The organism is Streptomyces sp. NPDC032091 (assembly GCF_055580265.1).
The window spans coordinates 1-25478 of the sequence record NZ_JBVILR010000011.1 but is presented as its reverse complement, the minus strand read 5'-3'; the positions used below and the strand labels follow the sequence as shown (position 1 = coordinate 25478).

Sequence of the window (25478 nt, the reverse complement as noted above, 5' to 3'; positions counted from 1 at the left end):
CTATCCCGCCCGCCCCCGCCGGTAGGCGCCGGGCGGGACGCCGACGATGCGGGTGAAGTGCCGGTTCAGGTGCGGCTGGTCGGTGAAGCCGACGGCGACGGCCACCTCCGCCGGTGCGCGCCCCGCGTCGAGCAGCCGCCGCGCCCGCCGCACCCGCGCATCGGTCAGCCAGGTGTGCGGCGGCATCCCGTACCGCTCCCGGAAGGCCCGCAGCAGCGCGAACGGGCCGGTCCCCAGCTCCGCCGCGAGCTGCTCCAGCGAGGGCGGCTCGGCCATCCGCTCCTCCAGCACCGCCCGCGCCCGCTCCGCGTCGGAGCCGCCCGCGCGCGCCACCGCACGGACCGGCAGCGGCGCGGCGTGCCGGCTGAGCATCCGGGCCACCACGGACCGCAGCAGCGTGTCGGCGGCCAGCGCGTTGCCGGCCTCGGCGGCCCGGTGCACCTCGGTGATCAGCCGCGCGCCCTGCGCGTCGAGGACCATCTCCGCGGTGAAACCGGGGGTGCCGCGCAGGGTGCCGATCTCGTCGGCCACCTCGGTGATCAGCTCGCGGGAGGGGTAGAGCGTGGAGTACGCCCAGCCCTCGGGCTCCCCGGCCCGGGCGGTGTGCGGGACCTCGGGATTGATCAGCACCACGCTGCCCGCACCGGCCCGCAGGGTGCCGCCGGGCATGCCGATCTCCTCGATGCCGCCGGTGACGGCGGCGATGACGTACCCGTCGTGCGCGTGGCGCGGGAAGGTGTGGCGCACGTAGTGGGCGCGCAGCAGGTCCAGTCCGGGCAGCTGCGGGTAGCGCCAGTGCCGGGCCCACTCGCGGCCCGCGTCGTCCTTCCCCATCCCCTCATTCTGCGCCCCCGCGCCCCCGCGCCACCGCGCGTTTGCGCAGGTCCGGCCCGCTGTCAGTGGCCGGGTGCACGATGGGGGCATGGCAGGCGCTGCGCTCGACTCGTTCTCCCCCGCGACCCGCTCGTGGTTCACGGGGGCCTTCCGTACGCCCACGTCCGCGCAGGAGGGCGCCTGGCGGGCCATCGGGGAGGGGTCGGACGTCCTGGTCGTGGCGCCCACCGGTTCCGGCAAGACGCTCGCCGCCTTCCTCGCCGCCCTGGACCGGCTGGCCTCCCAGCCGCCGCCGGCCGAGCCGAAGAAGCGCTGCCGGGTGCTGTACGTGTCGCCGCTGAAGGCCCTCGCGGTGGACGTGGAGCGCAATCTGCGCAGCCCGCTGACGGGAATCCGGCAGGAGTCGGCCCGCCTGGGGCTGCCCGAGCCGGACGTCCGGGTGGGGATCCGCTCCGGGGACACCCCGGCCGCCGAGCGCCGGGCGCTGTCGCTGCGTCCGCCGGACATCCTGATCACCACGCCGGAGTCGCTGTTCCTGATGCTGACGTCGGCGGCCCGGGAGGCGCTGTCCGGGGTCGAGACCGTGATCCTGGACGAGGTGCACGCGGTCGCGGGGACCAAGCGCGGCGCGCATCTGGCCCTCTCCCTGGAGCGGCTGGACGAGCTGCTGCCGCGCCCGGCCCGCCGGATCGGGCTGTCGGCGACGGTCCGGCCGGTGGAGGAGGTGGCCCGCTACCTCGCGCCGCGCGGCCGGGTGGAGATCGTGCAGCCGCCGTCGGCCAAGGAGTTCGACCTGTCGGTGGTCGTCCCGGTGGAGGACATGGGCGAGCTGGGCGGCTCCCCCGCCACCGAGGGCCGCGAGGGCGGGGACAAGCCGTCGATCTGGCCGCATGTGGAGGAGCGGATCGCGGACCTGGTGCAGGCCCACCGCTCCACGATCGTGTTCGCCAACTCCCGCCGTCTCGCGGAGCGGTTGTGCAACCGGCTCAACGAGATCGCCTACGAGCGCGCCACCGGCGAGCTGCTCGGCGAGGGCGCGCCGCCGCCGGCCGAGGTCATGGCCCAGTCGGGCGCGGCGCAGGGCGCGCCGCCGCTGCTGGCGCGGGCGCACCACGGCTCGGTGTCGAAGGAACAGCGGGCGCTGGTGGAGGAGGACCTCAAGGCGGGCCGGCTGCCCGCCGTGGTCGCGACCTCCAGCCTGGAGCTGGGCATCGACATGGGCGCCGTGGACCTGGTGGTACAGGTGGAGTCGCCGCCGTCGGTGGCGTCGGGGCTCCAGCGCGTGGGCCGGGCGGGGCACCAGGTGGGCGCGGTCTCGACCGGGGTGGTCTTCCCCAAGTACCGGGGGGACCTGGTGCAGGCCGCGGTGGTCACGGAGCGGATGCGGTCGGGGGCGATCGAGTCCCTGCGGATCCCGTCCAACCCGCTCGACGTGCTCGCCCAGCAGCTGGTCGCGATGACGGCCATGGACACCTGGCAGCTGGACGACCTGCTCGCGCTGGTGCGGCGGGCGGCGCCCTTCGCGGCGCTGCCGGAGTCGGCGTTCACCTCGGTGCTGGACATGCTGGCGGGCCGTTACCCGTCGGACGCGTTCGCCGAGCTCAGACCGCGGGTGGTGTGGGACCGGGTCGCCGGGACGATCACCGGCCGGCCGGGCGCGCAGCGCCTGGCGGTGACCTCCGGCGGCACCATCCCCGACCGCGGGCTCTTCGGGGTCTTCCTCGCGGGCGCCGACCCGAAGAAGGGCGGCGGCCGGGTCGGCGAGCTCGACGAGGAGATGGTCTACGAGTCCCGCGTGGGTGACGTGTTCACCCTGGGCACGACCTCCTGGCGGATCGAGGACATCACCCGCGACCGGGTCCTGGTCACCCCGGCGCCCGGGGTGCCGGGCCGGCTGCCGTTCTGGAAGGGCGACCAGTTGGGCCGCCCCCTGGAACTGGGCCGCGCGGTCGGCGCGTTCCTGCGCGAGCTCGGCGCGCTCTCCGACGAGGACGCCCGGCTGCGGCTGCTGGCGGCCGGGCTGGACGCGTGGGCCGCCGGCAACGTCCTGGCGTACCTGGCGGAGCAGCGGGAGGCCTGCGGGCACGTGCCGGACGACCGGACCATCGTGGTGGAGCGGTTCCGCGACGAGCTGGGCGACTGGCGGGTCGTCGTGCACTCCCCCTTCGGCGCCCAGGTGCACGCCCCGTGGGCGCTGGCGCTGAGCGCCCGGCTGGCGGAGAAGTACGGCATGGACGCCCAGGTGATGCATGCCGACGACGGCATCGTGCTGCGCCTGCCGGACGCCGACCTGCTCTCCATGGACCTGGACCTCCTCGACCACGATCCCGCCCGGCCCCCGTCGTTCGAGTTCGACGACGAACAGGCGCCGCTGGGCGCGGCCGACGTCGCGTTCGACCGGGGGGACGTCGCGCAGATCGTCACGGACCAGGTGGGCGGCTCGGCCCTGTTCGCCTCCCGGTTCCGCGAGTGCGCGGCGCGGGCCCTGCTGCTGCCGCGCCGCAGCCCCGGCAAGCGCACCCCGCTGTGGCAGCAGCGCCAGCGGGCCTCGCAACTGCTCCAGGTGGCCTCCGAGTTCGGCTCCTTCCCGATCGTGCTGGAGGCCGTGCGCGAGTGCCTCCAGGACGTGTTCGACGTGCCGGGCCTGACCGAGCTGATGGGGGACGTGGAGGCGCGCCGGGTCCGGCTGGTGGAGGTCACCACCCCCGAGCCCTCGCCGTTCGCCCGCTCCCTGCTGTTCGGGTACGTGGCCCAGTTCCTGTACGAGGGGGACTCGCCGCTGGCCGAGCGGCGGGCGGCCGCGCTGTCGCTGGACTCGCGGCTGCTGGCGGAGCTGCTGGGCCAGGCCGAGCTGCGCGAGCTCCTCGACGCCGAGGTGCTGGAGGAACTGGAGCGGGAGCTCCAGTGGCTGACGGAGGACCGGCGCGCCAAGGACGCCGAGTCGGTGGCCGATCTGCTGCGCCTGCTGGGCCCGTTGACGGAGGCGGAGCTGGCGGAGCGGGGCGCGGAGCCGGGCTGGGCCGCCTCCCTGGGAGCCGCCCGCCGGGCGATCCGGGTGCGGATCGGCGGCGTGGAGCACTGGGCGGCGGTCGAGGACGCGGGGCGGCTGCGGGACGCCCTGGGCACGGCGCTGCCGGTGGGGGTCCCGGAGGCGTTCACCGAGCCGGTCAAGGATCCGCTCGGCGATCTGCTGGCCCGCTACGCGCGTACCCACGGCCCGTTCACCACGACCGCCGTCGCCGCCCGCTTCGGCCTGGGCGCGGCGGTGACCGAGGGCGCCCTGCACCGGCTCGCGGCGGCCGGCCGGGTCGTGCAGGGCGAGTTCCATCCGGCGGGCATCGGCCAGGAGTGGTGCGACGCGGCGGTGCTGCGCCGGCTGCGCCGCCGCTCGCTGGCGGCCCTGCGCCAGGAGCTGGAGCCCGTGCCGCCGGCGTCGCTGGCCACCTTCCTGCCCCAGTGGCAGCACCTGGGCGGCGGGCTGCGCGGGATCGACGGCCTGGCGCGCGCCGTGGAGCAGCTCCAGGGCGCCCCGGTGCCGGCCTCGGCGCTGGAGCGGCTGATCCTGCCGTCGCGGGTCGCCGGGTACACCCCGGCCCTGCTGGACGAACTGACCACCACCGGCGAGGTGGTGTGGGCCGGTGCGGGGGCCCTGCCGGGCAAGGACGGCTGGATCTCCCTGTACCTGGCGGACGCGGCCCCCATGCTGCTGCCGGAGCCGCACCCGCTGGAGCCGGGTCCGCTGCACCAGGCGGTGCTGGAGGCCCTCTCGGGCGGGTACGGCCTGTTCTTCCGCCAGCTCACCCAGGCCGTCCGGGCCCGCCATCCGGAGGCCACGGACCTGGAGCTGTCCTCGGCCCTGTGGGACCTGGCCTGGTCGGGCCGCCTCACCAACGACACCCTGGCCCCGCTGCGTTCCCTGCTGGGCTCGGGCCGTACGGCGGGCGCCACCGCCCACCGGGCCCGCCGCACGGTCCCGCGCGGCCGGTACGGCAGCCTGAGCGCGACCGTCTCCCGTACGGGGCCGCCCACGGTCTCGGGCCGCTGGTCGCTCCTGCCGGAGCAGGCCCCGGATCCCACCCACCGCGCCCACGCCCTGGCCCGCACCCTGCTCGACCGGCACGGGGTGGTCACGCGGGGGGCGGTGGCGGCCGAGGGCGTCGAGGGCGGCTTCAGCGCGGTGTACCGGATCCTGTCGGCCTTCGAGGACAGCGGGCAGGCCCGCCGGGGCTACGTGGTGGAAGGGCTCGGCGCGGCCCAGTTCGCGATGGACGGTGCGGTGGACCGGCTCCGCGCGGCCGAGCGGACCCCGCCCCCGCTGGCGGCGGTGGTCCTGGCCGCCGCCGATCCGGCGAACGCGTATGGGGCCGCCCTGCCCTGGCCGGAGCCCCCGGCCGGGGCCACCCACAAGCCGGGCCGCAAGGCGGGTTCGCTGGTGGTGCTGGTCGACGGTGAGCTCACCCTCTACCTGGAACGCGGCGGCAAGACCCTGCTGGCCTGGCCGGATCCGGGCGACCCGCGCCTCGCGGCGGCCACGGACGCCCTGGTGGCCGCTTCCCGCGCGGGCACCCTCCCGGACCTGACGGTGGAGCGCGTCAACGCCACCGCGGCCCTCACCTCCCCGTTCGGCCAGGCCCTGGAGACAGCCGGCTTCCACGCCACCCCGAGGGGCCTGCGCCTGCGCAACTAGCGGTTCCCGGCCGGGGAAGCGGCCGGAACCCGGTCCGGTCTCGACTCAGACACGTATGTCTTGGCCATGTCACGAAACCGCTGCCAGCCGCTCCTGGGCTGGCACTGGCGCTTATCCATGCCTTATCAAAGGTGATCACAGGCACTGCATGGGCGGTGCACAGTCATGGGGGAGAAGAGAAGTGAGCAGCATCAGCATGCGCAAGACCACCCTGGCCGCGGCCGGCCTCGCCGTGGCCGGAACCCTGGTCCTGACGGGCTGCAAGGACGGCAACGAGGAGGCCCTCCCGGCGACTCCGTCCGCCCCGGCCTCCCAGCCCTCCCAGTCCGGCGGCTACGCCACCCCGCCGGCCGGCGCCCCGAGCTCCCCGGCCGCGGGCGGCTACGACGGCGCCTCCGGCGCCCCCGCCGGCGGCGGCGGCGCGGTGGCCACGTCCGGCCAGTCCTTCAAGATCGGCCAGGCCGCGACCGTCCCGTTCACCTCCGGCAGCAAGAGCGGCCAGCTCGCCCTCACGGTCACCAGCATCGAGCCGGGGAACCCGGCGGACCTGGCGTCCCTGAACGTCGGCGACAAGGTGAAGGGCCAGACGCCCTTCTACATCCACTACACGGCCAAGAACACCGGCACGACGGACCTGTCCTTCGCCTCCGTCGGCCACATGAAGGGTGTGCTCGACGGCGGCGCCGAGTCCGGCGTCCTGCTGATCGCCGGCAAGTTCGACAAGTGCCCGAACGAGTCCCTGCCGTCGGGCTTCACCAACGGCAAGACCCAGGCCTCCTGCGCCGTCGCCCTCGCGCCGACCGGCGCCAAGGTCACCGGCGCCGAGTACTGGGGCGACCCGTACAACAACCTGAACAAGCCGGCCCAGAAGGGCCTCACCTGGAAGTGATGAGCGGCCCCCCGGGCCCTCACCCCTCCTGATCGCGCGAACCCCCTGCGGCGGCCACCCCGCCCGGGGGGTTCCGCGTTCCCCGCCGGGCGGCGTGATGCCCCCGTCCGGGCGGCGCAGCGGCTCCCGGCCCCCCGGCGGCGCGACAATGGCGCCATGCCCGAAGGAGACAGCGTCCACCGCGTCGCGGCCCGCCTGCACGCCGCCCTCGCGGGCAAGCCCCTCACCCATGCCGACCTCCGCGTCCCCCGCTTCGCCACCGCCGACCTCGCCGGCCGCACCACCCTGGACGTCACCCCGCGCGGCAAGCACCTCCTCGCCCGCCTCGAAGGCGGCCTCACCCTCCACAGCCACCTCGGCATGGACGGCGCCTGGTACGTCTTCGCCCCCGACGAGAAGTGGCGCGGCGGCCCCCACTACGAGATCCGGGCCGTGCTGGGCACAGCGGACGCCACGGCCGTCGGCTACCGCCTCCCCGTCCTCGAACTGCTGCGGACCGCCGACGAGGGACGGGCCGTCGGACATCTGGGCCCCGACCTCCTGGGACCCGACTGGGACCAGGACCGGGCCGCCGCCAACCTCCTCGCCACCCCCGGCCGCCCCCTCGGCGAGGCCCTGCTCGACCAGCGGAACCTGGCGGGCATCGGGAACATCTACAAGTCCGAACTCTGCTTCCTGGCCGCCGTCACCCCCTGGACCCCGGTCGGCGCGCTCCCCGACCCCGGCGTCACCGCCGCCCGCATCGCGGCCGCCGCCCAGCGCCTCCTCGCCGCGAACACCGGCCACGGCGGCCCCCGCAACACGACCGGCAGCCGCCGCCCCGGCCGGGAGCTCTTCGTCTACGGCCGCGCCCGCCGCCCCTGCCTGCGCTGCGGCACCCCCGTGCGCCAGGCCCCGCAGGACGGCCGGCCCACGTACTGGTGCCCCCGCTGCCAGTCCGGCCCCACCCCGGACGCGCCAACCAATTGACGGCCCGTCAGATCCGCTCGTACCGTCCTGGCATGCCCACACCCATCACCGCGTACGACCTCACCGGCCGCACCGCGTTCGTCACCGGAGCCGCCGCCGGCATCGGCAGGGCCACCGCGCTCCTGCTCGCCGCGGCGGGCGCGTCCGTGCACGGCGCGGACCGCGACGAGCGGGGACTGGCCGAGACCACGGCCCTGATCGCCAAGGCCGGCGGCACCGCCACCGCCCACCCCCTCGACGTCACCGACCGCGCCGCCCTGCGGGCCGCCGTCGCCGCGGCCGGGCCGCTCGACATCGCCGCCGCCATCGCCGGGGTCATGCACACCAGCAGCGTCCTGGACACCACCGACGAGGACCTCGACCGGGTCCTGGACATCAACTTCAAGGGGGTCCTGCGCACCTGCCAGGAGGCCGTCCGCGCCATGATCGCCGCCGGTCGCCCCGGCTCGGTCGTCACGATGGCCTCCGGCGCCGTGGACGCCGCCCAGCCCGGCCTGCTCTGCTACAGCGCCGCCAAGGCCGCCGTGGTCCAGCTGACCAGGACCCTGGCCACCGAGAGCGGCCCGCACGGCATCCGCGTCAACGCCGTCGCCCCGGGATGGATCCGCACCCCCATGACCGCCCGCCACAGCCCCGAGGCCCAGGAACAGACCGAGGCCGCCATGGTCCGGATGTCCCCGCTGCGCCGGGTCGGCGAGAGCGAGGACATCGCCCACGCCGTGCTCTACCTGGCATCGGACGCCTCGTCCTTCATGACCGGCCAGATCCTTCGGCCGAACGGAGGGGTGTCGATGCCCTGGTGACCCCCACCGCGCCCGCACCACCGCCCGGGGGCTCCGGAGGGCCGCCGCGACACCCGGCCCGAACCCTGCGCACGGGGCCCGGTACGCAGTGCACGGGCAACAGCCCCAGCCCCCAGCCGCCTATCGCTATCGCGCCCTCCACGGGCCCCGCCTCGGCCGGCACCACCGCCAGCCTCACCACGGCCCACCACCACAGCGCGCCCAGGGCCAGCAGGAGGGGCAGGGCCAGGGCGACGGGCAAAGCCACGGGTATGCGCAGTAACAGCCGCACGGCCACCTCCCAGAGGGCCGGGTACCGGTCGCGCCCATCCTCCCCCACGCCCCCGGCCCCCGCACCCAGAACACCGGGCGCACGGCCGCACGACGGGGGCCCGCGGACGGCAAAGAGCCCCGGCCGGTGCCTCACGCACCACCCGGGGCTCCGCCACACCCACGTGTCCAGCTCGCGGTACTCAAGCGGCTACGACGTTCACCGCTTCCACGGGTGCCTTGATGGTCACCCGTTCGGGTCCACCCGTGACCGAGGCCACGGAGACCGAATTGAGCATCGGGCGCACCGGTGCCGGCACCGGTTCGCTTGCGGCTGCCGACTGCGCGAGCTCGGCCAGCGACAGCTCGTCACTGACTTCGCGCATCAGCTCGGACATCCGTACGTCCAACGCGTCGCAGATCGCGGAGAGCAGCTCGGAGGATGCCTCCTTCTGCCCCCGCTCCACCTCGGAGAGATAGCCGAGCGAAACTCGGGCGGACGAGGAGACTTCGCGCAGAGTACGGCCCTGGCGCTGGCGCTGCCGACGCAGCACGTCACCCAGCAGGCGACGGAGCAGAATCATCGGTGGCTCCCTCCTCTGACCGTGTAGCCGTAACCTTCACGCCCCACCGTACCGCCTCGCGCCGCGGCCGTGCGGGGAGCGATGTCGTGTTCACTCAGGGCTGCAAACATCAAATCCCCCCGTTCTGTTCCGTATCCTGCCCCCGCCGATTCTCGCGGAGTTCGCTTGAGAGCAGTTCGAGCACTGTGCGTGCACTCTCCCTACGGATTTCCGTACGGGAGCCGTTCAACCGCAGCCGGGCCGTTTTCCTGCCCCCCGGACCCGCCACGGCGATGAAGACGGTGCCCACCGGCTGCCCGTCCTGGGGCTCCGGACCGGCCACTCCGGTCGTCGCGATCCCCCACGAAGCGCCCATCACGCGCCGCACCCCGCCCGCCATCTCGGCCGCGACCTGGGCGTTCACGGCGCCTTCGGCGGCCAGCAGCGCGGCGTCCACCCCGAGGACCCGGTGCTTGAGTTCCGTGGCGTACGCCGTGACCGACCCGCGGAAGGAGCGTGAGGCGCCCGGCACCGCCGTCAGCTCGGCGGCCACCATCCCCCCGGTGAGCGACTCCGCCACGGCGAGGGTCTGGTCACTCTCCGCAAGCAGCCGCAGTACGTCTTCGGCCACTCCCGCAGCACCTTCCCCCGCTCCCACGGATTCCGACGCCTCCCCCGCCCCGTCCGTCACTTCGCGGCCCGCTCCGCGGCCAGTCCCGCCCGGCGCAGCACCACGGCCTGGCGGACGTAGTCCAGACCGGTGACCACGGTCAGCACGACGGCCACCGCCATCACCCAGAAGCGCAAGGTCGCCAGCGGTCCGGTCAGCGCGAGCACGTACATGCCCACCGCCGTGCCCTGGGCCAGGGTCTTGAGCTTGCCGCCCCGGCTGGCGGGGATCACGCCGTAGCGGATCACCCAGAAGCGCAGCAGCGTGATCCCGAGCTCGCGTCCCAGGATCACCCCGGTCACCCACCAGGGCAGGTCGCCGAGCCAGGAGAGACACACGAGCGCCGACCCCATGATCGCCTTGTCGGCGATGGGGTCGGCGATCTTCCCGAAGTCCGTGACGAGGTTGTACGTCCTGGCGAGGTGCCCGTCGAAGATGTCCGTGATCATGGCGACGGCGAAGGCCGCCCAGGCGAACGCCCGCCAGACGGGGTCGTAGCCCCCGTCGGCGAGCAGCAGCAGGACGAATCCCGGCACCAGGACCAGCCGGACCATCGTCAGGATGTTGGCGATGTTCCAGAGGCTGGCCTGGTTGACGGCCGCGGTCCCGAGCTTCGCGCCGGGCGTGGGCCGGCGGCCGGTCCCGCCCGCCGCGGATGCCGGGACTCCGCTCATCCGGCCGCCTCCTGGATTTCCGAGAACTCGGTGAACAGCGGCTCGGCCACCAGGTCCACGCCCAGCGTGCCGACCACCTTCGCGGTGACGATGGTCCCGGGGACCAGGCCGGTGCCGTCGGTGAAGACGACCTGGCCGTCGGTCTCGGGGGCCTGGTGGGCGGCGCGTCCGTAGGCGCCCTCGCCCTCCTCCGCCTCGTCGAACGGGACGACCGTCTCGACGAGTACCTCAAGGGTCTCGCCGATCCGCTCCTCCGCACGCTGGGAGGTGAGCTCCTCGGCGAGCCGCTGCATGTGCGCGAGGCGCTCGGCGACGGTCTCCTCGTCCAGCTTGTTCTCGTACGTGGCGGCCTCGGTGCCGTCCTCGTCGGAGTAGCCGAAGACGCCGATGGCGTCGAGGCGGGCGTGGGTGAGGAAACGCTCCAGCTCGGCGAAGTCCTCCTCGGTCTCGCCGGGGAAGCCGACGATGAAGTTGGAGCGGACGCCGGCCTGCGGGGCCTTGGAGCGGATGGTGTCCAGCAGCTCCAGGAAGCGGTCGGTGTCACCGAAGCGGCGCATGGCGCGCAGCACGTCGGGGGCCGAGTGCTGGAAGGACAGGTCGAAGTACGGCACGACCTTGGGGGTCGAGGTCAGCACGTCGATCAGCCCGGGCCGCATCTCGGCGGGCTGGAGGTAGCTGACGCGGACGCGCTCGATGCCCTCGACGGCGGCGAGCTCGGGCAGCAGGGTCTCCAGCAGGCGGATGTCGCCGAGGTCCTTGCCGTACGAGGTGTTGTTCTCGGAGACCAGCATGATCTCCTTGACGCCCTGCTCGGCGAGCCAGCGCGTCTCGCCCAGTACGTCGGAGGGGCGGCGGGAGATGAAGGAGCCGCGGAAGGACGGGATCGCGCAGAAGGAGCAGCGGCGGTCGCAGCCGGAGGCCAGCTTCACCGAGGCGACCGGGCTCTTGTCCAGGCGGCGGCGCAGCGGGGCGCGCGGCCCGGAGGCGGGGGCGATGCCCTCGGGGAGGTCGGCGGGGGCCTGCGCGGGCTCCTCGGCGCCGTCCTGGGCGTGTCCGGGCAGGGCCACGGAGGCGTTCTGGCGCTCGGCCGGGCTGATCGGCAGCAGCTGGCGCCGGTCGCGCGGGGCGTGGGCTTCGACGCTGCCGCCGTTGAGGATGGTCTGCAGGCGGCTGGAGATGTCGGCGTAGTCGTCGAAGCCGAGGACCCCGTCGGCCTCGGGGAGCGCTTCGGCGAGTTCTTTGCCGTAGCGCTCGGCCATACAGCCGACGGCGACGACGGCCTGGGTCCGGCCGTGATCCTTGAGATCGTTGGCTTCCAGCAGGGCGTCTACGGAGTCCTTCTTGGCGGCTTCGACGAAGCCACAGGTGTTGACGACGGCTACGTCCGCGTCGGCGGCGTCCTCGACGAGCTCCCAGCCATCCGCCGCCAAGCGGCCTGCGAGCTCCTCCGAGTCCACCTCGTTACGGGCGCAGCCAAGAGTGACAAGGGCGACGGTACGGCGTTCGGGCATGGACTCAAGACTACTTCGTCCCGGCGCCGGCCCCCGCCCCGTGTCCCCCCACGACAAGATCCCCGGGAGCCGGCGGCAGGTGCCGCACGGGTCCCGGGGATCCGGAATTTTTTATTCCGCGCCGGTGGGCGCTGCTCAGGGCCGGTCAGCCCGCCTGGGCCTGGCCCTGGCGGGGGTCGTTCCGGGTGTAGGTGAGCCGTTCGACCTGACCCGACTCGAACCTGTCCTTGATCTCCTTGCCGTTCACGAACAGCTTGACGGCGCCGGCGTCGCCCAGGACGAGGTCCACGGACTCCTTGTCGGTGAAGGTCTTCGACTCGCCCTGCGCGAGGGTGCCGTCGAAGAGGAGCCGGCCGCTGTGGTCCTTGGCCGAGATCCAGCTCTCGCCGACGTCGGCGGTCAGGACCACGGTGACGAGGTCCTTGGGGGCGGCCGCGATGGCGCTGTCCGAGGGCTCCGGCTTCGGAGCCTGGGGCCGCGGGGTCTGGGCCGGGGGCTGCTGCCCGCCCGCCGACTGCTTGGGCGCCGGCTGCGGGGAGACGGAACCTTCCGCCACCGGGTGCTTGGCCTTCTCGTCGCCGCCGCTGAAGGCGGTGAAGCCGACGAAGCCGATCACGGCGACGATGGCGGCGACCATGGCCGCGGTCCAGTTGGGCCGCTGCCGTTCGGGGCGGATGCGCTCGGCGTCGAACATCGGCGCGGCGGGGGTGGGGGCCGGCCGGCCGCCGTGGGCCGCGTCGTACATCTCGACCAGGGGGACCGGGTCGAGGTGAACGGCGCGGGCGAGCGTACGGATGTGGCCGCGGGCGTACACGTCACCGCCGCACCGCGTGAAGTCGTCCTCCTCGATCGCGTGCACGATCGGAATGCGCACGCGCGTCGTGGAGGAGACCTCGTCGACTGTGAGCCCGGCGGCGATCCGGGCCTTCTTGAGGGCCGTCCCGATGGACGGGCCTTCGACGGAGCGTTCGACGAGCCGGTCCTCGGACCGTTCGTCGGTCGAAGGCCGCTCTTCTTCGGGGGAGTTGGAGTTGCCGATGGACACAAGGGCGCCTTTCGAGCGTGTAGCCACCTGCTGGATGTCCAGTCTAGGGGGGTGACGAAAGGGTGGGGCAACCGGAGGGTCCGCTTCCTACGCCATCCGTATGGCGAGGGCGCCGCCCGCAGCTGCCTCCCTCAACTTGACGCACGCCCAAGGGAAACGGTTGCCCTCCGAACCCCCTGCTCTCGGGTGAGCCGGGCGGACCCCCGTTCTAGGGGGCCTCTCCCCGGATGACGGCGAGCACCCCGTCCAGTTCGTCGGGTTTGATCAGGACGTCGCGTGCCTTGGACCCCTCGCTGGGACCGACGACCCCCCGGGACTCCATCAGGTCCATCAGCCGCCCCGCCTTGGCGAAGCCCACGCGCAGCTTGCGCTGGAGCATCGAGGTGGAGCCGAACTGGGTGGAGACCACCAGTTCCGCCGCCTGGCACAGCAGGTCCAGGTCGTCGCCGATCTCCTCGTCGATCTCCTTCTTCTGCTTCTGCCCGACCGTGACGTCGTCCCGGAAGACGGGGGCCATCTGGTCCTTGCAGTGCTGGACGATCCCGGCGATCTCGTCCTCGGTGACGAAGGCGCCCTGGAGGCGCACCGGCTTGTTCGCGCCCATCGGCAGGAACAGTCCGTCACCCTTGCCGATCAGCTTCTCGGCGCCCGGCTGGTCCAGGATGACCCGGCTGTCGGCGAGCGAGGAGGTGGCGAAGGCCAGCCGCGAGGGCACGTTCGCCTTGATCAGACCGGTCACCACGTCCACCGAGGGCCGCTGGGTGGCGAGCACCAGGTGGATGCCGGCGGCGCGGGCCAGCTGGGTGATCCGCACGATGGAGTCCTCGACGTCGCGCGGGGCCACCATCATCAGGTCCGCGAGCTCGTCGACGATCACCAGCAGGTACGGGTACGGGCTCAGCTCCCGCTCGCTGCCGGGCGGCAGCTTGATCTTGCCGTCCCGGATCGCCTGGTTGAAGTCGTCGATGTGCCGGTAGCCGAAGGCGGCGAGGTCGTCGTAGCGCAGGTCCATCTCGCGCACCACCCACTGGAGGGCCTCGGCGGCCCGCTTGGGGTTGGTGATGATCGGCGTGATCAGGTGCGGGATGCCCTCGTAGGCGGTCAGCTCGACCCGCTTGGGGTCGACGAGCACCATGCGCACGTCCTCCGGGGTGGCCCGGACCATGATCGAGGTGATCAGGCAGTTGATGCAGGAGGACTTGCCGGAACCGGTGGCTCCGGCGACCAGCACGTGCGGCATCTTCGCCAGGTTGGCCATGACGTAGCCGCCCTCGACGTCCTTGCCGAGCGCGACCAGCATCGGGTGGTCGTCCTCGGCGGCGTCCGCGAGCCGCAGGACGTCGCCCAGGTTGACCATCTCCCGGTCGGTGTTCGGGATCTCGATGCCGACGGCCGACTTGCCCGGGATCGGGCTGATGATCCGCACGTCCGGGGAGGCCACGGCGTAGGCGATGTTCTTCGCCAGCGCCGTGATCCGCTCGACCTTCACCGCGGCGCCGAGCGTCACCTCGTAGCGGGTGACCGTCGGGCCCCGGGTGAAGCCGGTGACCTGCGCGTCCACCTTGAACTCGGTGAACACGTTGGTCAGCGACGCCACCACCGAGTCGTTGGCCGCGCTGCGGGTCTTGCCGGGGCCGCCCTTCTCCAGCAGGTCCAGCGAGGGCAGGGAGTACGTGATGTCGCCGCGCAGCTGGAGCTGCTCGGCGCGGGGCGGCAGCGGCTGGGGCTCGGGCGGGGCCTTCGTCAGGTCCGGCACCGACAGGGTCCCCGAAGCCGCGGCGGTGCGCTCGTGCGGGGAGCCGGCGGCATCCGGCCGGGCCGCCGGCGCGGCGGGCGCCGCCGGGGCGGCGGGCCGCTCCTCGCGGGCGGGCGGCACCGGAGTGGTGATCTCCACGCCGTCCCGCTGCGGGGTGATCCCCTGGGTGAGGTCGGCGACCAGCGGGTTCGGCGGCAGCCCTCCGTAGACCGCCCCGTCCAGCGCGGCGGCGGCCGCCGCGGCCACGTCGACGGCGTCCATCTCCCGCTCCCCCGGCCGCGACGCGGCCCGCCGCGGGCGGCGCCGCTTGGCCAGGGCCGCCTCCTCGGCGGCGTCGGCGGGACCGCCCGGCCCCGCCGCGGCCTCCTCCCGGGCCCGCCACTGCTCGGCGTCGTGCCGGTCGGGGAGGCCGGCGCCGGCCTCGCCGTACCCCTCGTCGTACGCGTTCGGGGCGATGATCCCCAGCCGGATCCCCAGCCGGCGCAGCCGCTGCGGGATCGCGTTGACCGGGGTCGCGGTGACGACCAGCAGGCCGAAGACGGTGAGCAGCACCAGCATGGGCACGGCCAGCGGGGCGCCCATGGTGAAGATCAGCGGCTTGGAGGCCGCCCAGCCGACGAGTCCGCCCGCGTTCTGCATGGCGGTGGTGCCCTCGTCGCGGCCGGGGGCCCCGCAGGCGATGTGCACCAGCCCGAGGACGCCGATGACCAGGGCGGACAGGCCGATGCCGATGCGCCCGTTGGCGTCGCTCTGCTCGGGGTGGCGGATGAAACGTACCGCCATGATCCCGAGCAGGATCGGCACGAGCAGGTCCAGGCGCCCGAAGGCCCCGGTGACCAGCATGGTGACCAGGTCCCCGACGGGCCCGCTCAGGTTGGACCAGGTCCCGGCGGCGACGATCAGCGCCAAGGCGAGCAGCAGCAGCGCGAGGCCGTCCTTGCGATGGGCGGGGTCGAGGTTCTTCGCGCCCCGGCCGATGCCCCGGAAGGCCTTGCCGACGAGGTGCGCGAGCCCGAGCCAGCAGCCGCGGACGAGCCACACCACGCCCCCGGTCGGCGACGGCGCCGCTTTGGCGGCGGTCTTCTTCACCGGGGCGCGCCGGGCCGCCGCGGCCTTCTTCGCGGGAGGCTTGCGCGCCGGGGCCGCCTTCCCGGCCGGCGCCGTCGTACGGCCGGGGCGGCCCTTCGCGGCGCCCGCGGTGCTCTGGGAACCCTTGCCGGACGTACGTGAGGCCATGGGCCCGAGGTTACCGGTGCGCGCGCCGGTGGACGCGCGTGCCCACCCCTTCACCCGTTCGTGTCGCGCCGTCCGTACGCCTCTTGACGCCCCGACAGACCTGACGGCCCGTCGGCGGGGCCGTCAGCCCTGGGCGGGCAGGACCGGAGCGGTGCCGCCGGCCCCCGGCTCCAGTGCGTCCAGGGCCCGGCGCAGTCCCGTCAGCTTGCGCTCCAGGTGCGCCGCCGTGGCCACCACGGCGGCGTCGGCGGAGTCCTCGCCGAGCTGCTTGGTCAGCGCCTCGGCCTGCTCCTCGACCGCCGCGAGCCGCGCGGACAGCTCGGCCAGCAGACCGGCCGCCTCCTTGCTGCCGTCGCCGTTGGACCCGCCGCCCTCCAGCTGGAGGCGCAGCAGGGCCGCCTGCTCCCGCAGCTGGCAGTTCTTGGTGTACAGCTCGACGAAGACCGAGACCTTGGCGCGCAGCACCCAGGGATCGAACGGCTTCGAGATGTAGTCCACCGCGCCCGCCGCGTAGCCGCGGAAGGTGTGGTGCGGACCGTGGTTGATCGCGGTGAGGAAGATGATCGGGATGTCCCGGGTCCGTTCGCGGCGCTTGATGTGCGCGGCGGTTTCGAACCCGTCCATGCCCGGCATCTGGACATCCAGCAGGATGACCGCGAAATCGTCCGTCAGCAGCGCTTTGAGCGCTTCCTCCCCCGACGACGCCCGGACCAGTGTCTGATCGAGCGCGGAGAGGATGGCCTCCAGCGCCAGCAGATTCTCCGGCCTGTCGTCGACCAGGAGGATCTTGGCCTTCTGCACCATGCCCTGTCCTCCTCGCCCCGGCATGGGGCCTCCCCGGCTCCGGACACCGGCCCGTGTGCCGGGGCCCGCCCCAGAGGACGGCGTCTTCGAGCCGTCCGTCCTTGTGCCGGTCATCGTAGCCCCAGTCCTGAGATCGCCACACCCTGTCACCAAGATGTCACTGCGCACGAAGCGGAAACGTGGCGGGAGGCCGGAAGGTTCCCCCCGCGGCCTCCCGTCACGCCCCGGCCGCCGGGTCAGTCCCCGCGCATGTGCTGCTCCATGACCGACAGGAGGTAGTCGGGTTCGACCGGCTTGGTGACGTAGTCGGAAGCCCCGGAATCGATGGCCTTCTCCCGGTCCCCCTTCATCGCCTTCGCCGTCAGCGCGATGATCGGCAGCCCTTCGAACTGCGGCATCCGCCGGATCGCCGACGTCGTCGCGTACCCGTCCATCTCCGGCATCATGATGTCCATCAGCACCACCGCCACGTCGTCGTGCTGCTCCAGGACCTCGATGCCCTCCCTGCCGTTCTCGGCGTAGAGCACCGCCAGCCCGTGCTGCTCCAGCACGCTCGTCAGGGCGAAGACGTTGCGCACGTCGTCGTCGACGATGAGCACCCGCTCGCCGTGGAAGTCGTACGTGCGCGGCGGCGCCGGCAGCGCCTCCGGCTCCTCCCACGCCACCCCGTCCGGCTGCCCCGGCACCTCGGTGCGCGGCGGCGGACCGGCCAGCGGCTTGCGCCGGCGCCGGAACAGCGCGGAGGAACCCTGCCCGGCAGGCTCCGCCACCGGCAACGCCTGCCGCACCGGGACCGCTTGCTTCGGGGCCGGGGGAAGCGCGGCCGCCGGGGCCGGCTGCGGCACCGGCAGCGCCTCCTCCACCGCCCTGCGGTACTCGCCCCGCGCCCCGCCCGGCGTGGGCGGCGCGTACCCCTGCGGGGGCAGCTCGCTCGGGTGCAGCGGCAGGTACAGCGTGAACGTCGACCCGCGCCCGGGCTCGCTGGCCGCGTGGATCTCCCCGCCCAGCAGCCGGGCGATCTCCCGGCTGATGGACAGGCCGAGCCCCGTACCGCCGTACTTGCGGCTCGTCGTCCCGTCCGCCTGCTTGAACGCCTCGAAGATCACCAGCATCTTGCTCGCCGCGATCCCGATGCCGGTGTCCGTCACCGAGAACGCGATCAGGTCCGCGTCCGCCTCCCGCAGTGAACCGGCCTCCAGCAACTGCTCCCGGATCGCCGTCGGCACGTCCGAACCGGCCGGCCGGATCACCAGCTCCACCGCCCCGGTGTCGGTGAACTTCACCGCGTTCGACAGCAGGTTGCGCAGCACCTGGAGCAGGCGCTGCTCGTCGGTGTGCAGCGTCGCGGGCAGCTCCGGGGAGACCCGGACCGAGAAGTCCAGGCCCTTCTCCGCGGTCAGCGGCCGGAAGGTGGCCTCCACGTAGTCCACGAGCTGGACCAGCGCGATCCGGGTCGGCGAGACGTCCATCTTCCCGGCCTCGACCTTCGACAGGTCGAGGATGTCGTTGATCAGCTGGAGCAGGTCGGAACCCGCGCCGTGGATGGTCTCCGCGAACTCCACCTGCTTCGGCGAGAGGTTCTCGTCCGCGTTGTCCGCGAGCAGCTTCGCCAGGATCAGCAGCGAGTTCAGCGGGGTGCGCAGCTCGTGCGACATGTTCGCGAGGAACTCGCTCTTGTAGCGCATCGAGACCGCGAGCTGCTCGGCGCGCTCCTCCAGGACCTGCCGGGCCTCCTCGATCTCGGTGTTCTTCACCTCGATGTCCCGGTTCTGCTGGGCCAGCAGCTCCGCCTTCTCCTCCAGCTCCGCGTTCGCGGCCTGGAGCGCCTTCTGCCGGTTCTCCAGCTCGTCGGAGCGCTCGCGCAGCTGCTCGGTCATCTCCTGGGACTGCTTGAGCAGCATCTCCGTCTTGGAGTTCACGGAGATGGTGTTGACGCTCGTCCCGATCATCTCGGCGATCTGGCTCAGGAAGTCCTTCTGGATCTGCGTGAACGGCTGGAAGCCGGCCAGCTCGATGACGCCGAGCACCTTGCCCTCGAACAGCACCGGCAGCACGATCACGTGCGCCGGCGGCGCCTCACCGAGCCCGGAGGAGATCTTCAGGTAGCCCGGCGGGGTGTTCTCCACCAGGATGGTCCGCTTCTCCTCCGCGACCGTCCCGATCAGCCCCTCCCCGGGCCGGAAGGAGATCGGCATCTGCCCGCCCGCGTACGCGTAGCTGCCGCGCATCCGCAGCTCGTACGAGCCCTCCGCGCCGCCGTCCGTCCCGATCTCGGGACTTCCGCCGGTGGGCACCGCCAGGAAGAACGCGCCGTGCTGGGCGGCGACCACCGGCGTCAGCTCGCTCATGATCAGCCCGGCCACGTCGTCCAGGTCCCGGCGGCCCTGCATCAGGGCCGAGATCCGGGCGAGGTTGCCCTTGAGCCAGTCCTGCTCCTTGTTGGCCAGGGTGGTGTCGCGCAGGTTGGCGATCATCGTGTTGATGTTGTCCTGGAGGGCCTGGATCTCGCCCGCCGCGTCCACGTCGACCTTCAGGCTCAGGTCCCCGCGGGTCACCGCGGTGGCCACGGCCGCGATGGCCCGGACCTGCCGGGTGAGGTTGCCGGCCATCTCGTTCACGGACTCGGTCAGGTCCCGCCAGGTGCCGTCCACGTCGCGCACCCGGGCCTGGCCGCCCAGGATGCCCTCGGTGCCCACCTCACGGGCCACCCGGGTCACCTGGTCGGCGAAGGAGGACAGCTGGTCGACCATCGTGTTGATGGTCGTCTTCAGCTCCAGGATCTCCCCGCGCGCGTCGATGTCGATCTTCTTGGTCATGTCGCCCTTGGCGATGGCGGTCGTGACCATGGCGATCTGCCGCACCTGGCCGGTGAGGTTGGAGGCCATGAAGTTCACCGAGTCGGTGAGGTCCTTCCACGTGCCCGAGACCCCCGGGACGTGCGCCTGGCCGCCCAGGCGGCCCTCCGTACCCACCTCGCGGGCCACGCGCGTGACCTCGTCCGCGAACGAGGACAGGGTCTTGACCATCGTGTTCACCGTGTCGGCGAGCTGCGCGACCTCGCCGCGCGCCTCGACGGTGACCTTCTTCGTCAGGTCGCCGTTGGCGACGGCCGCGGACACCTGGGCGATCCCGCGCACCTGGGCCGTCAGGTTCCCGGCCATCGTGTTGACGTTGTCCGACAGGTCCTTCCAGATGCCCGTCACCCCGCGCACCCGGGCCTGGCCGCCGAGGATGCCCTCGGTGCCCACCTCGCGGGCCACCCGCGTCACCTGCTCGGCGAAGGAGGACAGCTGGTCGACCATGGTGTTCACCGTGGTGACCAGTTCGAGGATCTCCCCCTTGGCGTCGACGGTGATCTTCTTGGAGAGGTCGCCCATGGCGACCGCCGTGGTCACCTCGGCGATGTTGCGGACCTGGGAGGTCAGGTTGTTCGCCATGAAGTTGACGGACTGGGTGAGGTCCTTCCAGGTGCCGGAGACCCCCTTCACCTCCGCCTGGCCGCCCAGGATGCCCTCGGTGCCCACCTCACGGGCCACCCGGGTCACCTGCTCCGCGAAGTTCGAGAGCTGGTCGACCATCGTGTTGATGGTGTTCTTCAGCTCCAGGATCTCCCCGCGCGCGTCCACGTCGATCTTCTGCGACAGGTCACCGCGCGCCACCGCCGTCGCGACCTGGGCGATGTTGCGGACCTGCGAGGTCAGGTTCCCGGCCATGCCGTTCACCGAGTCCGTCAGGTCGCGCCACACGCCGGCCACGCCGGGCACCTGCGCCTGACCGCCGAGCCGGCCCTCCGTACCCACGTCCCGGGCCACCCGGGTCACCTGCTCCGCGAAAGCCGAGAGCTGGTCGACCATCGTGTTGATGGTGTTCTTCAGCTCCAGGATCTCGCCCCGCGCGTCCACGTCGATCTTCTGCGACAGGTCACCGCGCGCCACCGCCGTCGTCACCTGGGCGATCTGGCGCACCTGGGAGGTCAGGTTCCCGGCCATGAAGTTGACGGAGTCGGTCAGCTCCTTCCAGGTCCCGGACACCCCCTCGACCCGGGCCTGGCCGCCGAGCCGGCCCTCCGTGCCCACGTCCCGCGCCATCCGCGTGACCTGGTCGGCGAAGGACGACAGCTGGTCCACCATCGTGTTCACGGTGTTCTTCAGCTGGAGCATCTCGCCCGAGACGTCCACGGTGACCTTCTGCGACAGGTCGCCGTTGGCCACCGCCGTCGTCACCTGCGCGATGTTGCGCACCTGCCCGGTGAGGTTGCGGAAGGCGGTGTTCACCGAGTCGGTGAGGTCCTTCCACGTACCGGCCGCGCCCGGCACCTGCGCCTGACCGCCCAGCTCGCCCTCGACGCCGACCTCACGGGCCACCCGCGTCACTTCCGAACCGAAGGACTGGAGCTGGTCCACCATCGTGTTGACGGTGTTCTTCAGCTCCAGCATCTCGCCGGCCACGTCCACGGTGACCTTCTGCGACAGGTCGCCGTTGGCCACCGCGGTGGTCACCTGCGCGATGTCCCGCACCTGCGTGGTCAGGTTCCGGAAGACCGTGTTCACCGAGTCGGTGAGGTCCTTCCAAGTGCCCGCCGCGCCCGGCACCTGGGCCTGGCCGCCCAGCAGGCCCTTGGCGCCGACCTCGCTGGCCACGCGCGTGACCTCGTCGGCGAAGGTCCGCAGGGTCTCCGTCATCTGGTTGATCGTTTCGGCCAGCTGCGCCACCTCGCCGCGCGCGCTGACCCGTACCTTCTGCGACAGGTCGCCGTTCGCCACGGCCGTCGTGACCTGCGCGATCCCGCGCACCTGGGCCGTCAGGTTGCCCGCCATCGTGTTGACGGAGTCGGTCAGGTCCTTCCAGACGCCCGCGACCCCGGGCACCTTCGCCTGACCGCCCAGCTCGCCCTCGGTACCCACCTCGCGGGCAACCCGGGTCACCTCCGAGGAGAAGGAGGACAGCTGGTCCACCATGGTGTTCACGGTGTTCTTCAGCTGGAGCATCTCGCCGGCCACGTGCACCGTGACCTTGCGCGACAGGTCGCCCTTGGCCACCGCCGTCGTGACGAGCGCGATGTCCCGCACCTGGGCGGTGAGCCGGTAGGCCATGGTGTTGACCGAGTCGGTCAGGTCCTTCCAGGAACCCGACATCCCGCGCACCTGGGCCTGACCGCCCAGCTTGCCCTCGGTACCGACCTCCAGCGCCACCCGCGTCACCTCGTCGGTGAACGCCGACAGCTGGTCGACCAGGTTGTTGACCGTCCGCCCGACCTTCAGGAACTCCCCGCGCAGCGGGTGCCCGCTCCCGTCCGGGGCCTGCGTCCGCAGGTCCATCCGCTGGTCCAGGTCGCCCTCGGCCACCGCCGACAGCACCCGGCCCACCTCGGACACCGGCCGGGCCAGATCGTCCACCAGCTGGTTGGAGGCGTCGATGGCCGCCGCCCAGGAGCCCTCGCAGGCGCCCGTCTCCAGCCGCTCGCTCAGCTTGCCCTCGCGGCCCACCATGCGCCGGACCCGCGACAGCTCCCCGGTCAGGTGCAGGTTGCGGTCGGCGACCTCGTTGTAGACGGCGGCGATCTCCGCCATCACGCCCTCGCCGGACACCGTCAGCCGCTTGCGGAAATTCCCGTCCCGCATCGACACCAGGGCCGTGAGCAGCCGGTTCAGTGCGGCGGTGTCGACTTCCGTCGTCCCGCTCCGCCGGGACCTGCCCCCCTTGGGGCGCGTTCCCGTACGCCGCACCGCTGCGCCAGACTCCACCGTGTCCCTCCCGAAAGGGTCGACCTCTGTTCCACCGGATCCCCGACCGTCCAAGAGCCGGCTCTCCAAGCCTGCCCAGTGTTTCACCCCGGCCGAACCCGGCCATAACACTTCGGCACCTTCGCACACCCTCCACACCCTGCGGAGGGAATCCCGGACGACCGCCTCACGCCGACCGCGAAGGTAAGTAACCTGGCATCCGATGTCCCACCGCGTCGAAGGAGTCTCGTGATCACGGCACGGGCGGCTGCCAGTTTCACCCCGCAAGGGCGGTCGGTCGCCGCTGCCCGCGCGTTCGTCCGCGACACCCTCCAAGGCTGGGGCTTCGCGGACATCGTCGACGACGCGGTGGTGCTGACCAGCGAGCTCGTCACCAACGCCGTCGTCCACGCCGGAACCCAGGCCGAGGTCCTGTGCCTGCGCGCCGAGGGCGGCGTACGCGTCGAGATCGCCGACCGCTACCCCGAGCGCGAGCTCCCCCTGCGCCATCCCGACGAGCGCCCGTACGCGGACCCGGACCGCGAGAACGGCCGCGGCCTGATGCTCTGCGCCGCCCTCGCCACCCGCTGGGGCGTCGAGTACACCACCACCCACAAGCACGTCTGGTTCCGCCTCGACCTCCCGGACCGTCCGGTCGGTACCCGCTCGGCGGGCCCGGTCGTCCCGGACCAGTTCCTGCCCCTGACCGACAGCCGGGTCCGCGTCGCCGTCATCCAGATCGACGCCGCCGACTCGATCTCCGCTTGGAACGAGGACGCCGAGCACGTCTTCGGCTACGCCGCCGAGAAGGTCCTCGGCCGCCCCCTCGCCGAGCTCGCCGCCTGGCCCCAGACCCCCGGCACCGGCACCGGCATCGCCGAGGCCCTGCGCCTGTCCCGCTGGGAGGGCAGCTACGGCATCCGCGGCGCCGACGGCCGCGTCATCCCCGTCTACGCCTCCCACCTGCGCGTGCGCGACGCCCACGGCGAACCGTCCATCGTCTGCCTCCTCGTCCACGACGACGAGCGCGCCCTCCTCCAGACCCCGGTACGGGCCACCGCGTCCGACGGCCAGCTCTCCGAGCCCCGCCCCGCGGACCCGTTCGAGGTGTTCATCGGCTCCCCCGCCCCCGACGACCTGGACGGTCTGCTCCAGCGCACCGTCGAGCGGGCCCGCGACATGCTCGACGCCGACGCCGCGTTCCTGCTGCTGGCCACCGACGACGAGACCGAGCTGGAGGTCCGCGCCACCACGGGCCTGCCCTCCACCCGGCAGCGCTTCGCCCGCGTCCCCGTCGAGGCCGGCACCAGCCGCTACGGGTCCGCCCGCCTGCCCGCCGTCCACGACGACCTCTCCGCCGTCCCCGGGGCCGTACCGCTCCTGGAGTCCACCGGCATGCGCTCCGTCGTCACCGTCCCCCTCAAGGTGGAGGGCCGGCTCACCGGCTCGCTGGGCGTCGCCGCCGAGATCCCCGGCCGCTACTCGAACGAGGAGGCGCTGCGCCTCCAGTTCGCCGCGGACCGCATCGCCCTGGCCGTGGAGTCCGCCCGCCTCGGCGAGCTGGAACGGCTGCGCCGCGGCTCCCTGTCCTTCCTCGTCGAGGCCTCCGACCTGTTGGCCGGCACCCTCGACCGGGACCAGACCCTGGCCCTGATGGCCCAGATGACGGTCCCGACGCTGGCCACGTGGTGCGCCGTCTACACCATCGCGGACCAGACCTCCGACCCCTACCTCGCCTACGTCCTGCACGAGGACGAGGAGCGCATCGACGGCCTCAAGGAGCTGCTGTCGCGGGTCGCCCCGCCCGAGCCGGTCCGCGAGGCCGGCGCCCGCCCCTGGCCGGCGACGGCCGCCGCGGTCGGCGGGGAGACGGTCGTCCTGCCCCTCCTGGCCCGCAACCGGGTGATCGGCATGCTCACCCTGGGCAAGCCCAGCGAGGAGCACTTCCGCCGGGAGATCCTCGAACTGGCCGACGACCTGTCGCGCCGGGCCGCCCTGGCCCTGGACAACGCCCGCCTCTACTCGGAGCGCACGGCCATCAGCCGCTCCCTCCAGCGCAGCCTGCTGCCGCCCGGCTCCCCCGCGATCCCCGGCATGGAGGTCGAGGTCATCTACCGTGCGGCCGGCGAGGGCAACGAGGTGGGCGGCGACTTCTACGACGTCTTCCCGATCCGCGACGGCGCGTACGGCTTCGCCATCGGCGACGTCTGCGGTACGGGCCCGGAGGCGGCCGCGGTCACCGGTCTGGCCCGGCACGCGCTACGCCTGCTCGCCCGCGAGGGACTGGGCGGCCCGGCGGTCCTGGAGCGGCTGAACGCGGCCATCCTCGACGAGGGCGCCCGCAGCCGCTTCCTGACCCTGCTCTACGGGGAGCTCCATCCGCAGCCGGACGGCGGCGCCCTGATGAAGGTGGTCTGCGCCGGCCATCCCCTCCCGCTGCGCCTGCGCCCGGACGGCCGGGTCAGCGCGGCGGCGGAACCGCAGCCCCTGCTCGGCGTGATGGACGACCTGGAACTCTACGAACAGACGCTGTCCCTGGACCCGGGTGACGTCCTCCTCTGCGTCACGGACGGTGTGACGGAGCGCCGTGAGGGCACCCGCATGCTCGGCGACGACGGCCTGGCCGACGTCCTGACCACCTGTACGGGCCTCACGGCCGGCGCCGTCGCCGCGCGCGTCCTGCGCGCGGTCGAACGCTTCGCGGCGGAGCCCGCCTCGGACGACATGGCGATCCTGGCCTTCCGCGTCCCCCACCCCCGCGAGGGCGCGTAACCGCCCCCTCGCCTCACTTCACCCCCTCCGGCCCGGGCAGCTGCCCGGGCCGGCTCTCTTCCTCCCGCCACACCGGAAACGCAAAAAGGCCCCCGCCATGAGGCGGGGGCCTTTTCTTTTGGAGCCCTTTAACGGAATCGAACCGTTGACCTTCTCCTTACCATGGAGACGCTCTACCGACTGAGCTAAAAGGGCGGGTTGTTCGGCGGCGTCCTACTCTCCCACAGGGTCCCCCCTGCAGTACCATCGGCGCTGAAAGGCTTAGCTTCCGGGTTCGGAATGTAACCGGGCGT

General features: G+C 72.9%; 14 protein-coding genes, 1 tRNA gene and 1 rRNA gene. 5 read left to right on the top strand and 11 right to left on the bottom strand.

Translation table 11 applies throughout. The features are described 5' to 3' along the window. Positions 1–834: an AraC family transcriptional regulator gene (locus ACZ5NJ_RS19215; RefSeq protein ID WP_468766223.1), complete on the bottom strand. Its 834-nt coding sequence runs from the start codon at positions 832–834 to the stop codon at positions 1–3. An 88-nt stretch (positions 835–922) separates the two neighbouring features. Between ACZ5NJ_RS19215 and ACZ5NJ_RS19210 the strand changes: the two genes are divergently transcribed. The 4 genes from ACZ5NJ_RS19210 (at position 923) to ACZ5NJ_RS19195 (ending at position 8182) form a co-directional block, all read left to right on the top strand. Next, positions 923–5521, top strand: a complete 4599-nt coding sequence (locus ACZ5NJ_RS19210; RefSeq protein WP_468766222.1) for an ATP-dependent helicase — start codon at positions 923–925, stop codon at positions 5519–5521. A gap of 181 nt (positions 5522–5702) precedes the next feature. Beyond that, positions 5703–6410: a hypothetical protein gene (locus ACZ5NJ_RS19205; RefSeq protein WP_468766221.1), complete on the top strand. Its 708-nt coding sequence runs from the start codon at positions 5703–5705 to the stop codon at positions 6408–6410. 156 nt (positions 6411–6566) lie between these two features. Further along, the gene (locus ACZ5NJ_RS19200; protein WP_468766220.1) at positions 6567–7379 is read left to right on the top strand and encodes an Fpg/Nei family DNA glycosylase; all 813 of its coding nucleotides are present in this window, start codon (positions 6567–6569) and stop codon (positions 7377–7379) included. A 32-nt stretch (positions 7380–7411) separates the two neighbouring features. Beyond that, the gene (locus tag ACZ5NJ_RS19195) at positions 7412–8182 is read left to right on the top strand and encodes an SDR family NAD(P)-dependent oxidoreductase (protein WP_468766219.1); all 771 of its coding nucleotides are present in this window, start codon (positions 7412–7414) and stop codon (positions 8180–8182) included. A 452-nt stretch (positions 8183–8634) separates the two neighbouring features. Here ACZ5NJ_RS19195 and ACZ5NJ_RS19190 read toward each other — a convergent pair whose 3' ends face one another. The 8 genes from ACZ5NJ_RS19190 to ACZ5NJ_RS19155 form a co-directional block, all read right to left on the bottom strand. Then, positions 8635–9015 (bottom strand): helix-turn-helix domain-containing protein, encoded by a 381-nt coding sequence (locus tag ACZ5NJ_RS19190; protein ID WP_007266936.1) that lies wholly within the window; start codon positions 9013–9015, stop codon positions 8635–8637. A 109-nt stretch (positions 9016–9124) separates the two neighbouring features. After that, positions 9125–9625, bottom strand: a complete 501-nt coding sequence (locus ACZ5NJ_RS19185; RefSeq protein WP_468766218.1) for a CinA family protein — start codon at positions 9623–9625, stop codon at positions 9125–9127. 56 nt (positions 9626–9681) lie between these two features. Next, positions 9682–10338 carry a CDP-diacylglycerol--glycerol-3-phosphate 3-phosphatidyltransferase gene (gene pgsA, locus ACZ5NJ_RS19180; RefSeq protein WP_468766217.1) on the bottom strand — a complete coding sequence of 219 codons (657 nt, stop codon included), beginning with the start codon at positions 10336–10338 and terminating at the stop codon, positions 9682–9684. Further along, positions 10335–11849, bottom strand: a complete 1515-nt coding sequence (gene rimO, locus ACZ5NJ_RS19175) for a 30S ribosomal protein S12 methylthiotransferase RimO (protein ID WP_468766216.1) — start codon at positions 11847–11849, stop codon at positions 10335–10337. The genes pgsA and rimO overlap by 4 nt, the downstream gene beginning before the upstream one ends. A 145-nt stretch (positions 11850–11994) precedes the next feature. After that, entirely contained in the window at positions 11995–12894 is a 900-nt protein-coding gene (locus tag ACZ5NJ_RS19170) for a helix-turn-helix domain-containing protein (RefSeq protein ID WP_468766215.1), read from the bottom strand. 208 nt (positions 12895–13102) lie between these two features. Then, complete coding sequence (locus tag ACZ5NJ_RS19165; protein ID WP_468766214.1) at positions 13103–15886, bottom strand: DNA translocase FtsK; 2784 nt, start codon at positions 15884–15886, stop codon at positions 13103–13105. A gap of 123 nt (positions 15887–16009) precedes the next feature. Then, positions 16010–16690 (bottom strand): response regulator, encoded by a 681-nt coding sequence (locus tag ACZ5NJ_RS19160; RefSeq protein ID WP_045949494.1) that lies wholly within the window; start codon positions 16688–16690, stop codon positions 16010–16012. Between the two features lie 236 nt (positions 16691–16926). Next, positions 16927–22434 carry a HAMP domain-containing protein gene (locus ACZ5NJ_RS19155; RefSeq protein ID WP_468766213.1) on the bottom strand — a complete coding sequence of 1836 codons (5508 nt, stop codon included), beginning with the start codon at positions 22432–22434 and terminating at the stop codon, positions 16927–16929. 192 nt (positions 22435–22626) lie between these two features. On the opposite strand from ACZ5NJ_RS19155, the gene ACZ5NJ_RS19150 reads away from it, so the two are divergent. Next, positions 22627–25185 carry a SpoIIE family protein phosphatase gene (locus tag ACZ5NJ_RS19150; protein WP_468766370.1) on the top strand — a complete coding sequence of 853 codons (2559 nt, stop codon included), beginning with the start codon at positions 22627–22629 and terminating at the stop codon, positions 25183–25185. A gap of 119 nt (positions 25186–25304) precedes the next feature. On the opposite strand, the gene ACZ5NJ_RS19145 is transcribed toward ACZ5NJ_RS19150, so the two are convergent. Together ACZ5NJ_RS19145 and rrf are read right to left on the bottom strand one after the other, a co-directional pair. Then, a tRNA-Thr gene (locus tag ACZ5NJ_RS19145) sits at positions 25305–25380 on the bottom strand. Between the two features lie 5 nt (positions 25381–25385). Further along, positions 25386–25478, bottom strand: a 5S ribosomal RNA gene (gene rrf, locus ACZ5NJ_RS19140); the annotation flags it as partial.

Coding starts and splice junctions, on each gene's coding strand:
- ACZ5NJ_RS19215 (WP_468766223.1), bottom strand. CDS start 834: ATGGGGAAGGACGACGCGGGCCGCGAGTGGGCCCGGCACTGGCGCTAC.
- ACZ5NJ_RS19210 (WP_468766222.1), top strand. CDS start 923: ATGGCAGGCGCTGCGCTCGACTCGTTCTCCCCCGCGACCCGCTCGTGG.
- ACZ5NJ_RS19200 (WP_468766220.1), top strand. CDS start 6,567: ATGCCCGAAGGAGACAGCGTCCACCGCGTCGCGGCCCGCCTGCACGCC.
- ACZ5NJ_RS19195 (WP_468766219.1), top strand. CDS start 7,412: ATGCCCACACCCATCACCGCGTACGACCTCACCGGCCGCACCGCGTTC.
- ACZ5NJ_RS19190 (WP_007266936.1), bottom strand. CDS start 9,015: ATGATTCTGCTCCGTCGCCTGCTGGGTGACGTGCTGCGTCGGCAGCGC.
- pgsA (WP_468766217.1), bottom strand. CDS start 10,338: ATGAGCGGAGTCCCGGCATCCGCGGCGGGCGGGACCGGCCGCCGGCCC.
- rimO (WP_468766216.1), bottom strand. CDS start 11,849: ATGCCCGAACGCCGTACCGTCGCCCTTGTCACTCTTGGCTGCGCCCGT.
- ACZ5NJ_RS19165 (WP_468766214.1), bottom strand. CDS start 15,886: ATGGCCTCACGTACGTCCGGCAAGGGTTCCCAGAGCACCGCGGGCGCC.
- ACZ5NJ_RS19160 (WP_045949494.1), bottom strand. CDS start 16,690: ATGGTGCAGAAGGCCAAGATCCTCCTGGTCGACGACAGGCCGGAGAAT.